This is a genomic window from Pyrococcus sp. ST04 (assembly GCF_000263735.1).
In the GTDB taxonomy this organism is placed as follows: Archaea; Methanobacteriota_B; Thermococci; order Thermococcales; family Thermococcaceae; genus Pyrococcus.
Genome location: NC_017946.1, coordinates 143,853 through 163,982, shown reverse-complemented (window position 1 = coordinate 163,982; position 20,130 = coordinate 143,853). Strand labels below are relative to the sequence as shown.

The 20,130-nt window shown below is 42.9% G+C and carries 17 protein-coding genes, 2 tRNA genes and 1 CRISPR repeat array; of the genes, 10 read left to right on the top strand and 9 right to left on the bottom strand.

Annotated elements, in window-relative coordinates; genetic code table 11:
- The first annotated feature begins 51 nt into the window (after positions 1–51).
- The 5 genes from PY04_RS00900 to PY04_RS00880 are packed head-to-tail and all read left to right on the top strand — an operon-like array spanning position 52 to position 3,775.
- Entirely contained in the window at positions 52–513 is a 462-nt protein-coding gene (locus PY04_RS00900; protein WP_014733301.1) for a phosphoribosyltransferase, read from the top strand.
- A 48-nt stretch (positions 514–561) separates the two neighbouring features.
- Positions 562–1,149: an MBL fold metallo-hydrolase gene (locus tag PY04_RS00895; RefSeq protein ID WP_014733300.1), complete on the top strand. Its 588-nt coding sequence runs from the start codon at positions 562–564 to the stop codon at positions 1,147–1,149.
- 2 nt (positions 1,150–1,151) lie between these two features.
- Positions 1,152–1,709, top strand: a complete 558-nt coding sequence (gene thpR / locus PY04_RS00890; RefSeq protein WP_014733299.1) for an RNA 2',3'-cyclic phosphodiesterase — start codon at positions 1,152–1,154, stop codon at positions 1,707–1,709.
- Positions 1,710–1,740: 31 nt separating this feature from the next.
- Positions 1,741–3,108, top strand: a complete 1,368-nt coding sequence (cca, locus tag PY04_RS00885; protein ID WP_014733298.1) for a CCA tRNA nucleotidyltransferase — start codon at positions 1,741–1,743, stop codon at positions 3,106–3,108.
- 10 nt (positions 3,109–3,118) lie between these two features.
- Positions 3,119–3,775: a DUF257 family protein gene (locus tag PY04_RS00880; RefSeq protein ID WP_167884974.1), complete on the top strand. Its 657-nt coding sequence runs from the start codon at positions 3,119–3,121 to the stop codon at positions 3,773–3,775.
- Here the strand turns inward: PY04_RS00880 and PY04_RS00875 are convergent.
- Complete coding sequence (locus tag PY04_RS00875) at positions 3,720–4,541, bottom strand: class II glutamine amidotransferase (protein WP_048055862.1); 822 nt, start codon at positions 4,539–4,541, stop codon at positions 3,720–3,722. The two genes, PY04_RS00880 and PY04_RS00875, sit on opposite strands and share 56 nt — an antisense overlap.
- 56 nt (positions 4,542–4,597) lie before the next feature.
- Between PY04_RS00875 and PY04_RS00870 the strand changes: the two genes are divergently transcribed.
- A complete protein-coding gene (locus PY04_RS00870) occupies positions 4,598–5,461 on the top strand; it encodes a type I restriction enzyme HsdR N-terminal domain-containing protein (RefSeq protein ID WP_014733295.1) in 864 nt (287 codons plus the stop codon).
- On the opposite strand, the gene PY04_RS00865 is transcribed toward PY04_RS00870, so the two are convergent.
- From PY04_RS00865 to PY04_RS00845, 5 genes are all read right to left on the bottom strand, one after another.
- On the bottom strand, positions 5,456–6,964 hold the full coding sequence (locus tag PY04_RS00865; RefSeq protein WP_014733294.1) for a metallophosphoesterase: 1,509 nt from the start codon (positions 6,962–6,964) through the stop codon (positions 5,456–5,458). The two genes, PY04_RS00870 and PY04_RS00865, sit on opposite strands and share 6 nt — an antisense overlap.
- 6 nt (positions 6,965–6,970) lie before the next feature.
- The gene (locus tag PY04_RS00860) at positions 6,971–7,381 is read right to left on the bottom strand and encodes a cyclic nucleotide-binding/CBS domain-containing protein (RefSeq protein WP_014733293.1); all 411 of its coding nucleotides are present in this window, start codon (positions 7,379–7,381) and stop codon (positions 6,971–6,973) included.
- 114 nt (positions 7,382–7,495) lie between these two features.
- Positions 7,496–7,984 (bottom strand): hypothetical protein, encoded by a 489-nt coding sequence (locus PY04_RS00855; protein WP_014733292.1) that lies wholly within the window; start codon positions 7,982–7,984, stop codon positions 7,496–7,498.
- An 18-nt stretch (positions 7,985–8,002) separates the two neighbouring features.
- Positions 8,003–9,395: direct repeats of the CRISPR family, unit length 30 nt; unit sequence CTTTCAATTCTCTTATAGTCTTATTGGAAC.
- Positions 9,396–9,967: 572 nt separating this feature from the next.
- Positions 9,968–10,045: transfer RNA gene (locus tag PY04_RS00850), tRNA-Gly, on the bottom strand.
- 6 nt (positions 10,046–10,051) lie between these two features.
- A tRNA-Phe gene (locus PY04_RS00845) sits at positions 10,052–10,128 on the bottom strand.
- Between the two features lie 57 nt (positions 10,129–10,185).
- Here PY04_RS00845 and PY04_RS00840 point away from each other — a divergent pair.
- Entirely contained in the window at positions 10,186–10,893 is a 708-nt protein-coding gene (locus tag PY04_RS00840; RefSeq protein ID WP_014733291.1) for a biotin--[acetyl-CoA-carboxylase] ligase, read from the top strand.
- Here PY04_RS00840 and PY04_RS00835 read toward each other — a convergent pair.
- Together PY04_RS00835 and PY04_RS00830 are read right to left on the bottom strand one after the other, a co-directional pair.
- Entirely contained in the window at positions 10,879–11,784 is a 906-nt protein-coding gene (locus PY04_RS00835) for a 2-phosphoglycerate kinase (RefSeq protein WP_014733290.1), read from the bottom strand. The two genes, PY04_RS00840 and PY04_RS00835, sit on opposite strands and share 15 nt — an antisense overlap.
- Positions 11,768–13,057, bottom strand: coding sequence for a 2,3-phosphoglycerate synthetase (locus PY04_RS00830; RefSeq protein ID WP_014733289.1), 1,290 nt, complete (start codon positions 13,055–13,057; stop codon positions 11,768–11,770). The genes PY04_RS00835 and PY04_RS00830 overlap by 17 nt, the downstream gene beginning before the upstream one ends.
- Before the next feature lie 140 nt (positions 13,058–13,197).
- Here PY04_RS00830 and wtpA point away from each other — a divergent pair, with 140 nt between their 5' ends.
- The 3 genes from wtpA to wtpC all read left to right on the top strand — a co-directional run bounded on the left by wtpA (position 13,198) and on the right by wtpC (position 16,108).
- Positions 13,198–14,247, top strand: coding sequence for a tungstate ABC transporter substrate-binding protein WtpA (gene wtpA / locus PY04_RS00825; protein ID WP_014733288.1), 1,050 nt, complete (start codon positions 13,198–13,200; stop codon positions 14,245–14,247).
- A 78-nt stretch (positions 14,248–14,325) separates the two neighbouring features.
- On the top strand, positions 14,326–15,069 hold the full coding sequence (wtpB, locus tag PY04_RS00820; protein WP_048055861.1) for a tungstate ABC transporter permease WtpB: 744 nt from the start codon (positions 14,326–14,328) through the stop codon (positions 15,067–15,069).
- A 4-nt stretch (positions 15,070–15,073) separates the two neighbouring features.
- Entirely contained in the window at positions 15,074–16,108 is a 1,035-nt protein-coding gene (gene wtpC, locus PY04_RS00815) for a tungstate ABC transporter ATP-binding protein WtpC (protein ID WP_014733286.1), read from the top strand.
- 9 nt (positions 16,109–16,117) lie between these two features.
- Here the strand turns inward: wtpC and PY04_RS00810 are convergent, their stop codons facing one another.
- Positions 16,118–20,056, bottom strand: a complete 3,939-nt coding sequence (locus PY04_RS00810; protein ID WP_048055860.1) for a bifunctional RecB family nuclease/DEAD/DEAH box helicase — start codon at positions 20,054–20,056, stop codon at positions 16,118–16,120.
- Positions 20,057–20,130: the final 74 nt, after the last annotated feature.

The window sequence follows — 20,130 nt, the reverse complement described above, 5'->3', positions numbered from 1 at the left end:
GGTTCAACGTTTTAAACTGAACATTCAAACGTTTAGGCGGGAGGTGAGAGTGTGGACAAAGTATACCTCACATGGTGGCAGGTTGATAGGGCAATATTCGCCCTCGCAGACAAGCTTAGGGATTACAAGCCAGATGTTATTATTGGCGTTGCAAGGGGAGGCCTGATACCGGCCGTAAGATTGAGCCACATTCTGGGAGATATCCCCCTTAAAGTGATAGACGTTAAGTTCTACAAAGGCATAGACGAGAGGGCCGAAAAGCCCGTCATAACAATACCAATTCATGGAGATCTAAAAGATAAGAAGGTTGTAATAGTTGATGACGTTAGCGATACAGGAAAGACCCTTGAAGTTGTAATCGAGGAGGTTAAGAAGCTTGGTGCGAAGGAAATAAAAGTAGCCTGCCTCGCAATGAAGCCGTGGACAAGCGTGGTTCCAGATTACTACGTCTTCAGAACAGACAAGTGGATAGTATTCCCATGGGAGGAATTTCCAGTAGTCACGAGGGAGTGAGCACATTTTTATTCCAATTTTTGAAAAAAGGTAATTTGGTGGTAAGAGATGATCCACAGAATTTTTGACGAGTTCGTCAACGTATATCTCATTGAGAGGCCAGAGTTTCTGATCTGTGTGGATGCGGGGATAGAAAGCACGTGCGATAAGATAGTTGAGAAAGTTAAAGAAATAGGAAAACCACTAAAGCTAATAATTCTGACCCACTATCACTTTGATCACACGGGTTCTCTTAGATGTCTAAAAGAAAAATTCCCAGAAGCCAAAGTAGTTGCCCACGAAGAAGATTCGCCAAGCATTGAAGCGAATACAGGGGTGAAAGTGGACGTGAAAGTGAAGGGTGGGGAGGTCATTGAAGGCGTTAGAATATTCCACATGCCGGGCCATACTAGGGGAAGCATATGTATTCTAGATGAAGATTCAAAGAGCCTCTTTGTTGGTGACTTACTTATGGAAAAAGGTGGGAAACTTGAGGAAATACCTAGGCAGTACTCTCTTGATCCTGAGATGAATAGGCAGAGGATAAAAGAGTTGTTAAATATAGACTTCGAAAATCTTTACCCAGCTCACGGTAATCCAGTTATTGGAAAAGCAAAGGAGAGAGTAAAAGAACTTGTCAAAAGATTAGGGGGATAAAGATGGTTAGGGCGTTTATAGCTATAGATGTTAGTGAAGAAGTCAGAGACGCAATAGTTAGAGCTCAGGATTTCATAGGAACAAAAGAAGCGAGGATAAAATTCGTTGAGAGAGAAAACTTGCATATAACACTGAAATTCCTGGGAGAGATAAGTCAAGAGCAGATCGAGGAAATAAAGAAAATTCTTGAAAAGATAGCCAGAAAATACAGAAAGCATGAGGTTCGAGTTAAAGGAATAGGCGTCTTTCCTAATCCGAACTACGTCAGGGTCATATGGGCAGGTGTAGAAAACGATGAAACAATAAAGGCAATGGCCAAAGAAATAGACGAAGCACTTGCAAAGCTTGGCTTTAAGAGGGAAAAAGACTTCGTTGCTCATGTCACTCTAGGAAGGGTCAAGTTCGTGAGGGATAAGCTGGGCTTGGCAATGAAATTAAAGGAACTAGCAAATGAGGAGTTCGGGAGTTTTAAGGTTGAGGCAATAGAGCTAAAGAAAAGCACCCTCACCCCAAAGGGTCCTATCTATGAAACACTAGCAAGATTTGAGCTTGCAGATTAACTTACTTCAAATACCAAAAGAGGAAGGTCTCATGAGCGTCACCGAGGTAATTGAGAGAGTACTGGTAAAGATAAGGCCGAGCGAGGAAGAGAAAAAGGTAGTAAATTCTATAACACGTGACCTTATTGAGTTGAGTAGAGAAGTGATTGAAGAATCTGGCCTAGATGTTACTCCCGTTCCCGTTGGTTCAATAGCTAAGGATACTTTCCTGTCTGGAGATCATGATATCGATTTATTCCTGGCATTTCCCCTAGATCTATCCCTAAACGAGCTCAAAGAAGAGGGCCTTAAGTTAGCAAAAGAGATTGGAAGGAGACTTGAGAGGTATGAAATTGGATATGCCGAGCATCCCTATGTGAGGGGTTATTATAAGGGATATCAGGTCGATCTAGTCCCTTGTTACAATGTAAAGGATTGGAGGGAAGTTAAGACAGCCGTTGACAGGTCGATACTTCATACGAAATGGGTTCTAGAGAACATAGATGGAAAAAATGACGAAGTGAGACTGCTGAAAAGGTTTCTCAAGGGAATAAATGCCTATGGGAGTGAAATTTATATAAGGGGCTTTTCTGGTTACCTGGCCGAGATATTGGTCATAAAGTTCGGCTCCTTTCTTAAGGTTCTTGAAAAGGCCGACTTCATGCTCAAGCAGAAGGTCATAGATCCAGCGGGCTGGCTCAAGAAAGAGCCAGAACTTGCAATGAAAACCGTGAAAAGGGAAATCGAGGAGGATAAACCCATAGTGGTAATAGATCCAGTTGATCCCCGGAGAAACGTTGCCGCAAATCTCAGCTGGGAGAGGTATGGCCTGTTCTACTTCAGGTCAGCCCAGTTCTTAAAGAGTCCTTCTGAAGACTTTTTCTTCCCTAAAAAGAGGATTGGGAGCTACAGGGAGGAATTGAAGAGGAGAGGAACTCACCTGGTTACCCTCATATTCCAACCTCCCAACTTAGTTGATGACATCCTCCTGCCCCAACTCGAGAGAACAGCAAAAGGAATCACAAGACAACTCGAGCTCGAGGGATTTAAAGTTCTAGGTTATGATTACGGTAAGAATTTCATATTCATCGAAGTTGACAGGACAGAGCTTCCAAGAGTTGAGATAAAGAGGGGCCCCCTATACTTTTCTACCCATGGAATGAGGTTCTATGAGAAGAACGAAAGGGTGTGGATAGAGGGGAAGGATCTGTACTCTGAAAGGGAGAGAGAAGATCACATAGTTGATGTGCTCGAGAAAATACTCCAAAGTGGAGGGTTCTCGGCAGGAAAGAACGTTAAAAAAGTTGTGAAGGAGTCGGATATCTTAGTTGATTTTGTTCCAAGAAGCTTACATGAAGATGCCTACATATTTTTGGCAAGGCAGAAGTTTATCATTAAATGTTATAAGTCAAATGGATAATTGTTGTAAATTGGGAATAGACATGAGGATAGAGGATGTCTTGAAGTCATTTTACCCAGGTGAGAATGTGCTCATTAAGTACAAGCCGGATTCTTCCCCAGAATTACTGTTCTACATATTAACTAGGCTAGGAAAAGACATCGTCGTTACAGATATCATGGACACCCTAAGTGAGTACTGCAAGAGGTTGAAGGTAGTCGGTGCAGACATCTGTGAAAAACTCAGGGTTGTAAAAGTAGGGGGCTTCAGGAAGGTTGGAGAGGTTTATGAGAAAATGGAAATAGATAAGTATACGCTAGACGTTGAGGCTTACTCTGATCTCATTGGAAAGGAGGTAATTAATGTTGTTTTGGGTCTGCATAAGCTCACTAGTATTCTTACAGGAGAAGAGGTTCTTAATCTAGTTGGTAGCATTTCATCCTTGATTGGGGAAAAGAAGGGTGTCACCTTCTACTTCGTGAACGAGGATTTTATGAATAGACGGGGAGGGGGCGTAGAGCTCTGGAATGAAATAGCAACCTCAATAGTCGAGTGGAAGAGAGTTGGAAAGCGACTTATATTCCATATTGTTAAATCGGCAAATCCATCAATCGAGGATATAACCCTAGGAACTACAGCCCTGGAAGTTCTTCAGGCTCAGTATCGAGGGAATAAGATCTTGGAGTAAAGTTTTCCTTATCAAAATCTACGGATATGACAAACCCAGTTCCATTATCTACCTTGTCCAGTGGAAGGAATGTATATAACTCCAGAGTTGACGACATTACCGCAAACAAATCGGCCCCATAGAACGTGAGGAGTTGGGTGTATCTTCTGTGATTTTCATCCTCCCACAGATCCTCTTTCGTATACGCCGTTGCGAACACCTTTATCTTTTTTGGAGTCATTATTATTCCTCCAGTGTTCAATGAAGTCCTCACAACAGGTTTTAACAGGGCGAATCTTCTGACGATTTCCTTATCGTCGATTTCAGTGAGGAATAGTGAAGTATACATTCCGGCGAGATATGAGTCAGATACTTCCTCAAATCTCTCCTTTGGAAGCTTTAACCCTTCAAGAAGCAAATCCTTGATAAGATCTCCATTGTGAATAAAATACAGCTGGTATCCATGCGGGCTACAATAGGAGAAGGGCTGGGTATTGAATACATTCACTCCACCCTGACTTGCAGCCCTTGAATGGAGCAGTAGCACGCTGAACCCTTTGAGCTTTTCCATCAATTTGGTGGCCATTTCATCCTCGAAGATTGGCTTTGGCGACCTATAATATTCTAAGTGTTCCTTTGTTACAAGAACATATCCCCATCCATCTTTATGCTGGTTCCCCCTTCCCCTTGCAGCCTTGTATGGGTCATTCTGAGATGCTTTTATCAAGGCCTCGACCAACGGCCTCATCCTGAATCCTTCACCAACAGCGGTAAGAATCCTACACAATTTAGCTCCCCCTTAGGAAAATATTTAGAACTCCGTATATATTTGTTGGAGTGAAGATGAGGGAAGTAATACGTGAAGTTAATAGCAAAATCAGAAAGTTTGCCCCAATATACATGAGAAACGAAGAGGCAGTTAAGCAGCACTTGATACTCCCAATACTAAAGGCCTTGGGCTGGAACACTGAGGATCCAACGGAAGTGAGGCCTGAAGAAAAAACAATTGAAGGTAGAGCGGACTATGCACTAATAAAGGATAACAGGATAGTTGCATTCCTTGAAGCTAAGAACCTCAGCGTCAGCATAGATAAGCGTGAGGTTATACTTCAGCTTGCCAAGTACTGTTTTGATAAGGGTGTTGAGATTGGAATAGTAACAAATGGGAGAATATGGCTCATATTGAGGGCATTTTCCCCAGGGGAGGAAATCGACGATAGGATTATAGCTTCCATTGATATAATAAACGAACCCCCCGAGAGAGTTCTCGTTAAGTTTTCGGGAATAAGAAAAGACTTGATAGAGAATGCACTTGAGTTTTATGACAGTCTCTCTAAATTTGAGGAATCATCAAGAAAATTGCTCAAGATTGGCCTATCCGAGAGAGATTTGTCGAGCTACCTTTACTCCCTCTCCATGACTGGTAACGTTGTCAGTATCGAGGAAGTGGGGCCTTCGGAGAGAATAAGGGGAGTTTACCTCTTCGAAGACAAATGGAAGTTTCTTCCGGTTCCAGGGGGTAGCGTGAAGGATGCCCTAATTGCAATACTCTCATACTACAGGGACAAGGTGAGTGGGGATGAAAGAAAGGCAATAGAGATTGCGATCTCAAACCTTAAGGTTATGGAGCTCAAGCATGAGAAGATAATCGCCCTAATTAAGGGTATTGAGGAGGAAAAGGGGATTGAAATAAGGATAGCACTATAACCAAGGAACCTCCCCCTTTATCTTCCACATCCCCAGCAACTTCCTGCTTCCCCATGTTGCCTGAACCTCAAAGGCCATTACCATATCTTCGTATATGTCAATTAAGTTGAAGCTGTTTCCAAAGGGATTCCTATGAAGCTCCCAGCTTATGCTACCAGCATTTATTATGGGAGTTTTTTCGACCTTTACTGCATGAGAATTTCCTCCATGTCCAGTTAGGGTCAACTCCGTCTCTTCATCGGTGATTATCTTCAGAACGTTTCCGGCATCTTCCAAGTATCCAATCTCCCTTGCCCTTGGCACCGGAACAAGGTTGTGGTGCATAACCACTATCCTAAACTTCTCTCTAAACTCCTCCAGCAGTCCCTTCAATACCTTTTGCCCTATTCTCCCCACAACCCCTATCGGAGTCTCGTACTGGGCCGAGAGGATTGGAATAAACACGAAGTCCCCCTTTTCTATGACCTCAGGCTCCCCAAAGTACTCTCTGAAGAGGTCATATCCAAGGTATGTAATATCATTATGCCCGGGAACTATCAACTTCTCGGCCTTGACCTTCTCATAGAACTCCAGTGCCATCTCGTAATGCCTCTCTATCCCTTTCTCCACAACGTCACCACAGTGTATTACTATATCTGGCTTGTACTTTTCATTTATTGCGTTTATTGCGTTTTCAAGAACTTTCCTCCTGAAGTATCTCCTATCCGAGACATTGCTTTCACTAACTTGGACTATTCTTAGAATTCTCTTTCCTTTCGGTATGAATATTTTTGGCCTTATAGGTCTGTGCTCCTTCTCCCTTTCTTCTCCAGTTACCCGCCTTATCTTAACCTTGACGCCCCTCTCGGTTATCTTCACGATGTTGTAACTGTTTACATCCCCCTTTCTGGTTTTCCTGCATGAAGTGCATCCGGCATTATCCACCACTAAGTCCTCCACCTTGTAAACATTGGGGACGTGCTTGTGGCCGCACATGTAGAGCGTGACCTCGTGGCTTAGCAGAAGATCTAAAACGTCACCTGCATTAAAAAGAACGTTTCTCTCCCTACCAGTGTCAGGTAGAGGGACTAGATGGTGGTGGGCCGCGACGATCTTGATTTTCTTATGGCTGTACTCCTCAAGCTTTGCCTTGAGCCATCTGAACTTATATCCCCCTATTCTTCCGTCGCTTAGGTCGGGAATCGTTGAGTCGACCCATATTACTACGCCATTATCGAACTCATAAGCCCCAAACAGCGGCCCTATGTACTTCTCAAATAGCTCATAGCCAACGTTCCTTGCGTCATGGTTCCCTGGCACAACTATTAGCGGTTTCTCTATCTTCCTTATTAAGTAGCTTGCATGCTCGTACTCCTCCCTAAGGCCATTGTTTGTGACGTCCCCCGTATGAATTACAAGGTCAAATGGGCCAGTGTTTATCTCGTTTGCTATCAAATCAAAAGCATATGACTTGAATGCAACTTCATTTGTTATGTGGGTGTCGCTTATGTGGGCTATGAGCATAAGTCATCACTCCGTTGAAATTGCTGTTTCAAGCCTTCTTCTGCTGGCCTCAAGAAGGTCACTCAGTGTGAATATCCCCACAATCTTCCCTTCCTCCTCTACAAGAATGTGCTTGATTCTGTGCTCAGCCATCTTCTTTAGAACTTCACCAAGTGGCGTATTTGAATCCACCGTTATCAGATTTTTTGTCATTATCTCCCTTACTGGAGTATCATAGGGTAGCCCCGGGACTATGACCCTCCTTAGAACGTCACTTTTGGTGAAGAAGCCTATTACGTTGCCATGGTCATCCACAACAACTAGCGACCCGACCTCGAACTCCATCATAATTCTTGAGGCTTCCTGAACTGTTGTATTTGGCTTAACGCCCAGAAGCTTCTTTGTCATGTAAACCTTAATTGGAGCCCGCATGTCCATCTCGTTCACCCTAAAATCTAACTATACTTTTCAACTTATTTTTCTTTACTGTTCCTCTTTCTAAATTTTCTTGGCTTTCACAATTCTGTTATAGTCTTATTAGAACAACACATGTCAACCAAAACTTTTCAACATCTTGATAATATCTTCGGCGACCTCATTAAGAGAGGAAGGGAACACGTCGTCTTCAAAAATAACAATTGCATCAGAACCACCGTTATAATCCTCAATAATATAATCCTCTAACATTAATTCACACGCAAGGTCATACAGGATGCACTCACCAAGAACACCATCAACAACGGGCCTGACGACAACGACCCTCTCCCCATTCCATTTCTCAACACTGACTTTTACAAATTCCAAAACACCACTAAAATCACAAACGTTGCACAATACGTTGTTCTCACACAACTCACCAAAAACACTTTCAAGAATTTCGTCCAAATTAACATGCGAGTTTATCATCTCATAGACGTCAACGACGAGTTTAGTAATGTCAACACCAATATTCACTGACGTTATTGAACTGATGCCCTTCAGTTTTTCACGTAGAATTTTAATCTTGTCCTTGTCACCGTATATCAACAATTTGACTTTCACGATCCCCACCACATTCAACTTTCAATTCTCTTATAGTCTTATTGGAACGACGAGGAGTTTAACAAGAAGGTGAGAGTGAACGATGTTCTTTCAATTCTTTTTTAGTCTTATTGGAACAACAGCCCGTCGCCCACGTCGGCTATTAGTCTGTATCTTTCAATTCTTTTTTAGCCTTATTGGAACGAGGTTAATGGCAAGCAGTTCGTAAGGCTCAGGGCCTCTTTCAATTCTCTTATAGTCTTATTGGAACAGTGATGTCAGTAAGGGCACTGAGATTAGCGTTGCTGTGTTCGTTCCAACTTTCAATTCTCTTATAGTCTTATTGGAACTTTACCGTTTTGCCTCCAAGTGTCCACCCAAGTGGGACTTTCAATTCTCTTATAGTCTTATTGGAACTGATTGCAGTGGATGTCCAGGACACTGAGAGTAACTCCTTTCAATTCTTTTTTAGTCTTATTGGAACGGTCTTGGAGTGATACAAGACTTGGGTAGCAACTTGACTTTCAATTCTTTTTTAGTCTTATTGGAACCCCTAAAGAAGCCCTCCCCATCTCCTCCAACACCTGGCTTTCAATTCTTTTTTTAGTCTTATTGGAACGGGCGGTCTACAAGGACAGACAGACTGGTAAGGAAGAGCTTTCAATTCTTTTTTAGTCTTATTGGAACATGACAAGATACCATGAGGGAGAATCCCTTATCTATGACTTTCAATTCTTTTTTAGTCTTATTGGAACTAGAGCCTCCGCGAACGAAAATTGATAGGATTCCACCTTTCAATTCTTTTTTAGTCTTATTGGAACTCAAAATTTGCTGAATTTGATGAAATGTGTAAGAAGTTCTTTCAATTCTCTTATAGTCTTATTGGAACGCAAAGGCGGCCCGTCCAGTAGTCTACGAACAGCCCTCTTTCAATTCTCTTATAGTCTTATTGGAACGATTATCAGTAGCCCCCATGGGATGAAATCGAGCCCACTTTCAATTCTCTTATAGTCTTATTGGAACCGCCGGCCGCAAGAAGCTCTCCGAGCCAGCACAGTTCCTTTCAATTCTCTTATAGTCTTATTGGAACATAAAGCTCTTGCTTTCTATGTCTTATTTGTTGAAAATACTTTCAATTCTCTTATAGTCTTATTGGAACCTGGAGCCAAATCTGAGATAATAAGTCAGTTTAAGAGCTTTCAATTCTCTTATAGTCTTATTGGAACGAAGGTTTTGAGTTCTTCTTCGGCTTTTCTGGCGAATCTTTCAATTCTCTTATAGTCTTATTGGAACCCCCATAGCCTCTTTTTCAGCCCTTTTAACAGCCCCCTTTCAATTCTCTTATAGTCTTATTGGAACTGGAACCCAGAGACGCTCATCAGCTGGCTTCTGGATCCTCTTGCTTTCAATTCTCTTATAGTCTTATTGGAACAGGGGGCTTTTTTGGTGTTTTTTGTTTTTGTAGTATTTTCCTGCCTTGATTTTTTATAAGGTTTTTGTGAGGGGGGCTTTTTAGAGTTGGATGAATGCCTAGAGAAGAGAACTCTAAACCGTTCTATCATCCAAAACAACGCCTTGTGAATCCTCTACCCTCAAGTAAGTTTTGAATAGTGTTAAACTCCAATGGTCAATCATAAGAGTAAACTCAAAATCCGGGCGTGAGGGTAGAGTGTTCTCTAAAACTCTAGGTTTCCATAATGTTTAGGGTTTTTGGAGGGTTCTAGTGGTTCTACTAAAAATTTTGAAAAAATTTCGTGATGGTTTTTTGGATTAATTATTACGGATTGTAATATTCTAACGATTGATTACTAAAGCCCTCCAATCCACTCTCGAGGAGTTAATTTTGAAGTAAAGGGCTTAGAGAAGAGTAAAACTAAAAACAACCCAAAACACCAAAAACCGAAAAAATTCGAGGACATGTACACTCCTGTTCAGTTTACTTTTAACAATAGAATCCCTAAAAGAGTGCAATTCTGGAAGAAAATGATGTTGTTTTGAAAATTGTGGTGCGGTGGCCGGGATTTGAACCCGGGTCGCCGGCTCGGAAGGCCGGCGTCCTAGACCAGGCTAGACTACCACCGCACTTGCTGGTGGGGCGGGGGGGATTTGAACCCCCGACACCCGGATCTTCAGTCCGGTGCTCTCCCAGGCTGAGCTACCGCCCCACCCTCGAAAGTTATGGTGAAGGAGGATTTTTATAAACCTTGCGGTCATTTTAATATATGCTCGGACTAAAAACCTCTCTCATTGGGAAAAAAGTTGTTTACTTTCAGGAAATTTCTTCAACAAACGATGTAGCTAAGTCCGAGAAGTTTGAAGAGGGGACTGTGATAGTGGCCGATGTCCAGATCAGTGGACATGGAAGATTAAACAGGAAATGGGAATCTCCTAGGGGAGGCTTGTGGCTTAGTGTTATCTTGCAACCTAATGTTTCCATGGAAGACCTACCCAAGATAACTTTCCTGGGCGCGGTGGCCGTTGTTAGGACCCTTGAGGAATTTTCAGTACCAGCAAGGATAAAGTGGCCAAACGATGTTCTTGTTGATTTTAAGAAAATAGCCGGGATACTTGTCGAAAAAAAGGGAAAAAGAGTTATCTTAGGGATAGGTCTCAATGTTAACAACGATGCTCCTGAGAATGGAACTTCGATGAAACTTTATCTTGGGTCTGAGCTTGCTTTGACCAATGTATTCAAATCGTTGATAGAGAACCTTGATGAGCTGTATAAGGTTTTCATGGAATCTCCAAGAACGATCCTTGAGCTGGCTAGGGAGTTAATGATACTGGGTGTTCCGGTGAAGGTTGTGGGGGATGGTGAAGTAGTTGGAGTTGCTGAGGATGTTGATGATTATGGGAGGCTCATTGTTAGACTTGAGGATGGCAGTAAGAAGGCCGTGATTTATGGTGACGTGTCCCTAAGGTTCCTCTAACATGTCGAGGCCTTTTTTCTTCATAATTTCGAGTGTTTTTTCCATTATGTCCTGCATTATTTTTGCTATCGTGCTTTCAAGTTCGATGTTCTCTATTATTGGTACGTTATGCTCTCTGGCCTTTCCTATTAGGTACTCTTGGATTTCCATTATGGAATCTAAGTGTGAGATGTAGTACTCTGCGGATCTTTTGCTGTATCTCGTTCTTTCGTAGAACCTAGCTTCCAGGTCTTCTCTACTTTTTGCAACTATCATATACATGAACGTCATCTCGTGCTTCATGTCGACGAAGCCAGGGACAACGTGGATCCCCTCTATTATGGCGTTAAGCCCTTCTCTTCTTGCCCTTTGGATCACGGCGTTTATTCCAACTGTTACTGCACTTACCTGGCTTTCAAATCCCGCTATTATTGGGGAACCTTCGACTGTTCCTTTGAGCTCTTTCCATGCGAGGAATGTTGATGTGTGAATTGTTGGAAGGAGTTCTGGTGTTATTATTTTTCTCATGACCTCTCTTATTGTATCCGTTCCTATCACGCTTCTTATTCCAAGTCTGAAGGCTAGCTCTGTGGCTATTGTTGACTTTCCAACTCCAGTCGGGCCGCCGAGGAGAATTATTAATGGGATTTTCATCTTTCTGAATCTTCTCCAGAATAGATACCTTCTTGCTTCTTCCTTGAACCCCTTCTCTATTAATTTTTGATAAGTCAGCCTTCTTATCTCGTCTTTCGTTACAATGGTTTTGCCTCCCTTCTTTAGTTCTTCCTGAACCTCTATTGCTATTGCGTATGCGAGATCAACGTCTATTCCCACGGATGTTATTGACCTGGTGAGGATGCCTCTCGAGAAGGGCAATGCTATTTTGCCGTCCTTTTCAACGACCCTTATCATTGACTACCCTCCTGGCTAAATCTTTTACTGCAGTTGCAAGGCTTTTGCCATCGATGTTTCTTGGCTCGTTGTCTAGGAATACGACCTTCTTTCCTTTGGAAAGTGCATCCCTTACCGCGACGTCAACGGCTCCGGCCTTTAGCTCTACTATCATCGTGTCATAGCTGGCCTTCTTCAGCTCCTCCATAAGCTTTCTTCTGTTTGCCAGATTTCCTGAGAATGCTACTATCTCCAAGCCTAGCCTGTTTAATTCCTCAGAAATCTTTCTTGCTGATTCCCATGATGTTGTTGCCACGAATGCTTTTCCTTCTACGCTTCCTATGAGTCTTGGGGCAAACCTTGTAACGTGGATGTCAGCGTCTGGGTTTATCTCTCTCACAGCCTTGACTATCTTTTCTGCATTCTCGGGCGAGGAATCGGCCATTGTCACTACTACTATGTCTGCAAGGGCGATTCTTAGAGGGCCGAAGTAGCTCTTAACCTTTTCAATGCCTTGAACGGCGCTTACAACTGTTATGAATCCATCCGCTAGAACGTTTGCAAATGTTGGGCCAGAACCTTCGAGGATTATTATCTCAGGGTTCAGGGACTTTGCTACTTCTATTCCTTCCTTTATTATGTCAAAGAATGAAAATCCCGCAAGCCCTCCTCCACACCTTCTGCAACCAACTGTCGCGACTCCTGCCATTAGGGCATCTTCGAAGTGGTCTGATGCAGCGTGCTTTCCTTCTTCAGCTACTCTAAGAAGGTATTCTGGGGTTATCTCTATGAGGTCTCCTCTGATGACCTCTGGCTTTTCAGGCCCTCCTCTGCCCATGGTCACTATGACGACATTGTAGAGTTCCTTCAGGGTTCTGCCAACGAAGGCTCCTACGGATGTTTTGCCTACTCTCTTACCCGTTCCTATTATGTTGATTGAAGGTACATCAACTTTGATCCATTCCTTTGGTTTGAACTCAAAGTCTGCTCCTCTGTACGATACTCCCCTTCTTAGGAGAAATGATGCTATCTTGAATCTCAGTTCAGGGGTTAAAACGGGCTCGTCGCTTAGGTCTATAACTTCTTTAATTCTATTTTCTTTCAATGCCTTCTCCAGGGCTTTAAACACATCGGTATCATGATAGAGCTTGACTCCAAGAGCCCTTTCAACGTCCTCTATCCCTCCAATCTTCTCGATTCCTCCGACGAAGACTGCACAGCAGGGCTTTATTTTATCCAGGGCCCACCTGTTAACATCAGGATAGTGCTCGCCATCTATGAGGGCTAGCCTCATGAGAATCCCCCATTAAACTTTGCTGGAGGGATTAAAACGTTTCCTCCGAAAATTTTTAGTTAAATTACTTTATTTAACAATTAGGTAAATTTAACGAAATTCTTAAATTTGATACCCTGGCACTCAGTTGGGGGCTAGCTATGAGGAGGGCCATTGTACTACTCCTTCTCCTTGGGGTTGTTCTAAGCCTTGGTTGCATAGGTTCAGAAGCCACGACGAAGTCTGAAGGCGGAGGAATAAAAGAAGCTAAGCTTATAATATTTCATGCAGGTTCCTTGAGCGTTCCGTTCCAGCAGCTTGAGAAGGAGTTTGCAAAATATGCGGAGGAGAACTTTGGGGTTAAGGTGACATTTCAAGATGAGGCCAGCGGAAGTGTGAAGGCTGTTAGGAAGGTTACTGACCTGGGGAGGAAGGCTGATATAGTTGCGGTTGCTGACTACACCCTAATTCCCCAACTCATGGTACCTAACTACACCGACTTCTACGTTCTCTTTGCGACAAACGAGATAGTTATAGCCTTCACGGATAAGAGCAAGTATGCGGATGAGATGCTTAAGAACCCAGACAAGTGGTACGAGATTCTTGCAAGGCCTGATGTTAGGTTCGGGTTTTCTGATCCAAATCAGGATCCGTGTGGGTATAGAAGTGTTATGGTCATGAAGCTTGCAGACCTCTACTACAAGAAGCCGATATTTGAAACTCTCGTTGAGAAGACTACCAACATCTACGCGAATGGGACTCACATATTTGCTCCAAAGGAGATTGAGGTCAAGGATAGGAGAGTTGTCATAAGGCCTAAGGAAACTGACCTGGTGGCCCTTGTTGAGAGTGGAAGCTTGGATTACTTCTTCATATATAAGAGTGTCGCTGAGCAGCATCATCTCAAGTATATAACCCTGCCCGATGAGATAAACCTTAGGGACTTTAGCAAAGCTGACTTTTATGGTCAGGTTTCAATAACTTTGGGCTCTACGGGGAAGACGATAAAGGCAAAGCCGATAGTTTATGGAGTTACAGTTCTAAAGGACGCTCCAAACAGGGACTTGGCAATTGAATTTCTGAAATTCCTGCTTGGAGAGACCGGTCAGAGAATATTCAGAGAGAATTATCAGGATTTCATAAACCCACCCGTGGCCTTTGGAAATGTTCCTGAGGAAATTAGGGGGCTTGTTAAAGTTTCTTCTGAGTGATCTCCCTCTATTTTTATATTTAACAATTGTGTTTAACATCAAGCAAGGTTTAAAAATTTTTTAGCGCATTAGCGAGCGATGAGGAAGGAATACACACTATATTTCTTTGCAGGGATGGGGAGCTTCCTTGTGGTGTTCATAGCCCTTCCATTAGTGGTGATTTTCATTAAGCAGGCTTATGACTTTGAAATGCTTGTGAAGACAATTCATGACCCTCTTGTGAGGGAGGCCCTTCGAAACTCTGTAATCACCGCAACTGCAACTGCAATCCTGTCAGTTTTCTTTGGAGTGCCCCTGGGTTACGTGCTTGCAAGGAAGGAATTTAGGGGGAAGAGCATAGTGCAGGCTTTAATTGATGTTCCAGTGGTCATTCCTCACTCGGTTGTTGGAATAATGCTCTTGGTAACTTTCTCAACGGCAATATTAGACAGTTATAAGGGAATAGTTGCTGCAATGCTTTTTGTATCTGCCCCGTTTGCGGTCAATGCTGCTAGAGATGGATTTCTTGCGGTAGATGAAAAGCTTGAGTACGTTGCAAGAACACTTGGAGCTTCTAGGCTTAGGGCCTTCTTTTCAGTAGCCCTCCCAATGGCTCTCCCCTCGATTGCAAGTGGTGGGATCATGGCTTGGGCCAGAGCGATAAGTGAAGTCGGGGCTGTCTTAATAGTTGCTTACTATCCAAAAACGGCACAAATTCTTGTTATGGAGTACTTCAACAACTATGGGCTTAGAGCTTCCAGGCCGATATCTGTGATTCTAATAGCGATGAGCCTCACGATATTCATACTCCTTAGATGGCTGGTAGGTAAGGCCTCAAGGTGATACTATGCTGAGCGTGGAAAACGTTTCGAAGGATTGGAAAGAATTCAGGCTGAGGGGGATAACATTCAGTGTTAAGAGGGGGGAGTATTTCATAATCCTAGGGCCTAGCGGTGCTGGTAAGACTGTGTTGCTTGAGATAATAGCTGGAATAATAGAGCCCGATGAGGGTAAAATTTTACTGAACGGGAGGGATGTTACTAATCTTCCCCCAGAAAAGAGGGGGCTGGCGTACATCCCTCAGAATTATGCTCTCTTCCCCCACATGACAGTTTTTGACAACATAGCCTTTGGGCTGAAGATTAGAAAGGTTCCCAGGGAGGAGATTAAGAAAAGGGTTGAAGAAATTGCCGAGATACTTGGAATAGCGAACCTGCTTCACAGGAAACCGACGACACTTAGTGGTGGTGAGCAACAGAGGGTTGCCATTGCGAGAGCCCTTGTAATAGAGCCTCCCTTAATCCTTATGGACGAACCCTTTGCGAACCTTGACGTTCAAACAAGATCAAGACTTATTAAAGAGATGAAAAGGTGGAGGAAGGAGCTGAACTTTACGGCAATTCATGTAACACACTCTTTTGAAGAGGCAATTTCACTTGGTGATAGAGTTGGAGTAATGCTGAATGGAAAACTTGTTCAGGTTGGAAAAGTTACCGAAGTATTCTCGAGGCCGAAGACTGAGGAAGTTGGTAAGTTCTTAGGGTTTGAGAACATATTGGAAGGACAGGCGGAGGGGAGGGTGTTAAAAGTTGGGGGCATAAAAATAGAACTACCTCGGGAGGTTAAGGGAAAGGTTAGGATTGGCATACGACCTGAGGATATAGTTCTCTCCACTGAAAGAATTAGAACTTCAGCAAGAAACGAATTTAGGGGGAAGGTAGTCTCTATTGAGGACTTGGGTGCCCTCGTTAGGGTTACTGTTGAGGTAGAGGGGATTCCTTTTAAGGCTTTTATAACGAGATCCTCAATGATAGAAATGGGGATAAGTGAGGGGAAAGAAGTGTACATAACGTTTAAGGCCTCTTCGATACATATATTCTAAAATTCTGGCCTAATGCCATCTGTATACCTCTACTGGTATTTCCCGTATGCTTGTTTTGATCTTTTCACCGTTTTCTCTCATCTTCACATAAAACCTCTTCCATGGTCTCATCAGTTCAAAGCTCTCCAAATCCCTTGGGGAGAGAGTGAAGAGTGTTCTTGAGGCTATTAGGATTAGCTTTTCTTTGGCCCTACTACCTGCAACGTTGAGTCTGTTTGGGTTGTATATGAAGTCCATGACCTTCATGAGATATGCGGGGTCGCTTGATGTCATTGAAACTATTATGACGTCCTTCTCTCCACCCTGGAACCTTTCGACGGTGTCAACCTGGACGTTAACTTTTTCCCTTATAATCCTCTTCTGGGCTCTGTATGGAACAACAACTCCCACGTCGACCTCTTTTATTGCCCTTACTATTTCCTCAACGAGTGAAGCCTCAAACTCGTTTACCTTGGTTGAGGATGATTCTCCATGGACAACGAGAATTACTGGATAGTCTGGATCGAGGATGAACTTTAGGAATTCAGTACTCCCGGCACTTCTTAGGGCCTTAATGACGTTTTCATTGAGTTTTTTATTACTTCTAAGCTCTATCCCGTCAAATGAATAGAAGAGTTCGGAATGTAACTTGGCGAGGGCCTGTGGAAGTCTGTAAGTTTCCTTGAGTCTGTGCAGTGGGAGTACTTCATCCTTGCTCTTCTCCCTCCATTCTGGGGGATCTCTTCCTAAAATTCTCTTGAACCTCTTAAGTTCCCTCTCTTCGAGCTCTCCTCTTAGGAACCTTATGAAGTTCAACGCCGATAGAAACGGGAGATGTTCTTCAATGGTTTTTCTATCTTCCAGCTCCCATTCGTGAACCTGAATTGGTTGCATTTGTCTATGGTCTCCAACGAGTAGAACTTGGCCTCTAGCTTTTGAGGTTGCCAGGAAGAACATTGGAAGATCAATCATACTGGCTTCATCAATAACTACTAAGTCTCTGGGTGTATCTCCAGCGAGTCTGTAAGCAGTTTGAGGGGTTGCGAAGAGAATTGTGACCTTTGGAAGGAACGACCTAGAGTTTACATCAATATCAAGCTTTTGATACTTAAACTTGATGTTCTTCATTGGTAGCTCCTTCTTTATTGCCTCAACAGCTTCCTCACCCGCAACTCCTCTGACGAGTTCAACGTGTTTCAGTTCCTTAAACGTTCCTTTTAGTTTTTCGAGGAGTTTGTGCGTCTTTATTAGGGCTTCATTAACTGCTCTATGTGAGAGTCCGGTAACGATGAAGAGGGCATTCTTTCCCTGTTTCAGGCTTGAGTATGCCCTAGCAAGGATTGCCGGTGCAAGCGCTCCTGAGGTCTTTCCTGTACCAGGTGGTCCCTGAAGGGTTACGAGCCTATGTTCAATGTCCATTACAAATTTTCTTTGTTCTTCATTAAGATAGTTGAGGTTGCCTAGAATCTCTTCTATGTCCTCTTTTCTCCAGATGTTTATTCTGTAATCCGCTTGGATGTTCCCGTTATACAGGCTATTCAAGAAGATATAAATGGCGTGTTTACCCTCTCTCTGGATTTTTTCAAGTTCTTCATAAGCTTTTGACATGCCAACTTCGTCTATAGCTGGGTCGAGTACTAGATAACTTCCAGCTGATATCTTTATTCCGCTAATCTCTAGCTTCCCGTTCCAGCACTTGAATTCTTTTTTCTTTAGAACAAACTTTTTCCCACCTATTTTAATCATCTTCAAGATCAACTCTCCGGTTTTGTAGTTTATACCCTCGACGACTCCCAGTGGGGAAGTTCTAACGGTCTTTGCAGGATCTTCCCGTCCAAATGCCTCTATGGGAGTGACGGACACCCAAGAATCTTCATCGATGTTTATCAGGACTTCATCTGGTGAATAATCTTTGAATCCCCCTTCAACGGGTAGCATTATCTTGCCGTAGATTATGCACTCTCCTTTAACCTTTCTCTCAATTCTTTCGACTTTCAAGATTGCAGAGTCCTCCGAATATCCCCTTATTTCCAATGGCAATCGGTAGTATCTCTCTAATTGGCCTTTTCTTGTCCCGAACTCAAGCGCTAGGTACTCCATAAGAACGCCAACTAGGTCTTTCTCTGGCAAATTAAATCTGTCAAATTCCTCTTTTCTTATTGGTCTTTTTCTGGCGTAGTAATCCTTATACTCCTCCTCTATCTCTTCCTCTATCTTTTCCATAGCCGAGACAATTTGCATTAGGATGTCCTCTATATCCTCACGATGACCATCCTTTAGGGCTTTCCAGAAGAGTGCGAACGGTATTTCGTCATCATCTCTGTTTAATACTGGATAGTACTCCTTTATCGAATCAATCTCTGCCACACTGTAGAGTCTCTTTAGGGATATCGAACCGTCAGATGATTTTTTGGCTAGGATCATTAGCATATCTCTGAATGATTCATTGTCGTTCCACCTGTAGCCGAATTGTATTGAAACTGGAACTATTCCCAGTCCCTGGGCGAAGGGCATTGCATGTCTGTCTATGAGCTCGTCTTTGAGTATGGAGAACCCTTCCCAGTCGATGACCTTTCTAAGGCTTAGTATTGCCCTTATAGGAGCGCTCCACCAGAGAGTTTCATGCCTTCTTAGGGCATCAACTAGGTCTTCTCTTTGACCCCTTGTGTAGAAGTATAGATGGAGATATATTTCATTTCCAGGCGTTACATCCTTTATGGCGTCTATCAGTTCTTCAAAGAATTTGCTTAGCATTCTTTTCTCTTCCTCAAGGCCTGTTTCAATATCGATTGGAGGCTCTTTAACAATACTTACAACATATTTTTTGCCGGCTTTTCCTTTGATAAGGGCGGAGATTGCGAGGAGAGTTTCTGTTATCGGGCTCTTTTGAACGTAGAGAAAGACCTTGGTTAAGTGAGAGTACTCGTATCCGCTTATCTTAGGTAGGTTGTACCCGCTCCCGGGTATGTAAAGTCTTTTTGCATCTCCCTTCCTTTCAAGTATTACTGCCTGTGCTATCCTCGATAGTTTTATAATGTTAAGACCGGTTTTGGCCACTATATTCTTTACCTTCTCCGGTTCCTTAACTTTTGGAGGAGTAAAGTCTACGGGAGAATTTGATGAGAATTCTACTAGCTTTGCGAGGTCTTCAATTGTTTTTATACCTGCCTCCTCGAGTATCCTTTTATCTCCAGGCGATATCCCAAGAAGGCCTAAATCTCCCTTCTTTAAGACCTCTGAAAGACAGAGTGGTTCAAATTGACAAGTTGTGCATCTGGCCGTGATCCAGGGAGTAGTGTCTTTTATGTCCTTGTCCAGCTCTTCCTCGATAGTCAGGATGACTTCTGTTACATCCTCCGGAAACTTCAAGAACTTCTTTGGCCACGGGAAGTTTTCCTTTGTAACAACGGAGATTTCTAAGTCACCATCAATTATATTCTTCAGCAACATCCCGTATATTACGGCCTGTATCCTGTGGGGTAGCTTCTCTTCCCTCGTGAATTTGGCTTCGAGCAGGTAGTATTTTCCATTAACTTTCACAATAAAGTCGGCAATGCCTTTAATCTTAAACTTTCCAATGCTTCCAATAAGGGGAGCTTGATATAGCAGGAAGTTTTCCTTCTGTTTTAAGAGGTCTTTTACTTTGTCGAGGGCTTCTTCTTCCTTTTGGTACCTCACAATACCATCTGGATAATACCTCTGAAAGAACCTGAGGGTTACATCATCGTCACTACTTTTAAAGAAAGCGTAAAACTGAAAGTCGAATTTTCTCTTTAGCTCTTGCAGGATTTCAAGCTCGAAGTTCTTTCCCCATCTAGCTAGCTCTCTACCCTCAGCTTCTTTTCTGTTTACAATCCACTCAACATCTTTCAGTTCTCCTTCCTTCCTTTTTCGAAGAAGATTCATGAATCTTGGGCACCCTTGGAGTTCAAAGAACCTTGCAATTTCGCTTGGATGTAGCTCAATCATGAGGAGTACTAATTTAGAAAAGAAATAAAAGTGTTACTTCTTGATTTTAGAAGGCATTAAACTTTGTAAAGAAA

What these genes read in the sequence shown, in the direction of transcription:
- PY04_RS00895 (WP_014733300.1), top strand. Translation starts at nt 562, where the DNA reads ATGATCCACAGAATTTTTGACGAGTTCGTCAACGTATATCTCATTGAG.
- thpR (WP_014733299.1), top strand. Translation starts at nt 1,152, where the DNA reads ATGGTTAGGGCGTTTATAGCTATAGATGTTAGTGAAGAAGTCAGAGAC.
- cca (WP_014733298.1), top strand. Translation starts at nt 1,741, where the DNA reads ATGAGCGTCACCGAGGTAATTGAGAGAGTACTGGTAAAGATAAGGCCG.
- PY04_RS00870 (WP_014733295.1), top strand. Translation starts at nt 4,598, where the DNA reads ATGAGGGAAGTAATACGTGAAGTTAATAGCAAAATCAGAAAGTTTGCC.
- PY04_RS00865 (WP_014733294.1), bottom strand. Translation starts at nt 6,964, where the DNA reads ATGCTCATAGCCCACATAAGCGACACCCACATAACAAATGAAGTTGCA.
- PY04_RS00860 (WP_014733293.1), bottom strand. Translation starts at nt 7,381, where the DNA reads ATGGACATGCGGGCTCCAATTAAGGTTTACATGACAAAGAAGCTTCTG.
- PY04_RS00840 (WP_014733291.1), top strand. Translation starts at nt 10,186, where the DNA reads ATGCTCGGACTAAAAACCTCTCTCATTGGGAAAAAAGTTGTTTACTTT.
- PY04_RS00835 (WP_014733290.1), bottom strand. Translation starts at nt 11,784, where the DNA reads ATGATAAGGGTCGTTGAAAAGGACGGCAAAATAGCATTGCCCTTCTCG.
- PY04_RS00830 (WP_014733289.1), bottom strand. Translation starts at nt 13,057, where the DNA reads ATGAGGCTAGCCCTCATAGATGGCGAGCACTATCCTGATGTTAACAGG.
- wtpA (WP_014733288.1), top strand. Translation starts at nt 13,198, where the DNA reads ATGAGGAGGGCCATTGTACTACTCCTTCTCCTTGGGGTTGTTCTAAGC.
- wtpB (WP_048055861.1), top strand. Translation starts at nt 14,326, where the DNA reads ATGAGGAAGGAATACACACTATATTTCTTTGCAGGGATGGGGAGCTTC.
- wtpC (WP_014733286.1), top strand. Translation starts at nt 15,074, where the DNA reads ATGCTGAGCGTGGAAAACGTTTCGAAGGATTGGAAAGAATTCAGGCTG.
- PY04_RS00810 (WP_048055860.1), bottom strand. Translation starts at nt 20,056, where the DNA reads ATGATTGAGCTACATCCAAGCGAAATTGCAAGGTTCTTTGAACTCCAA.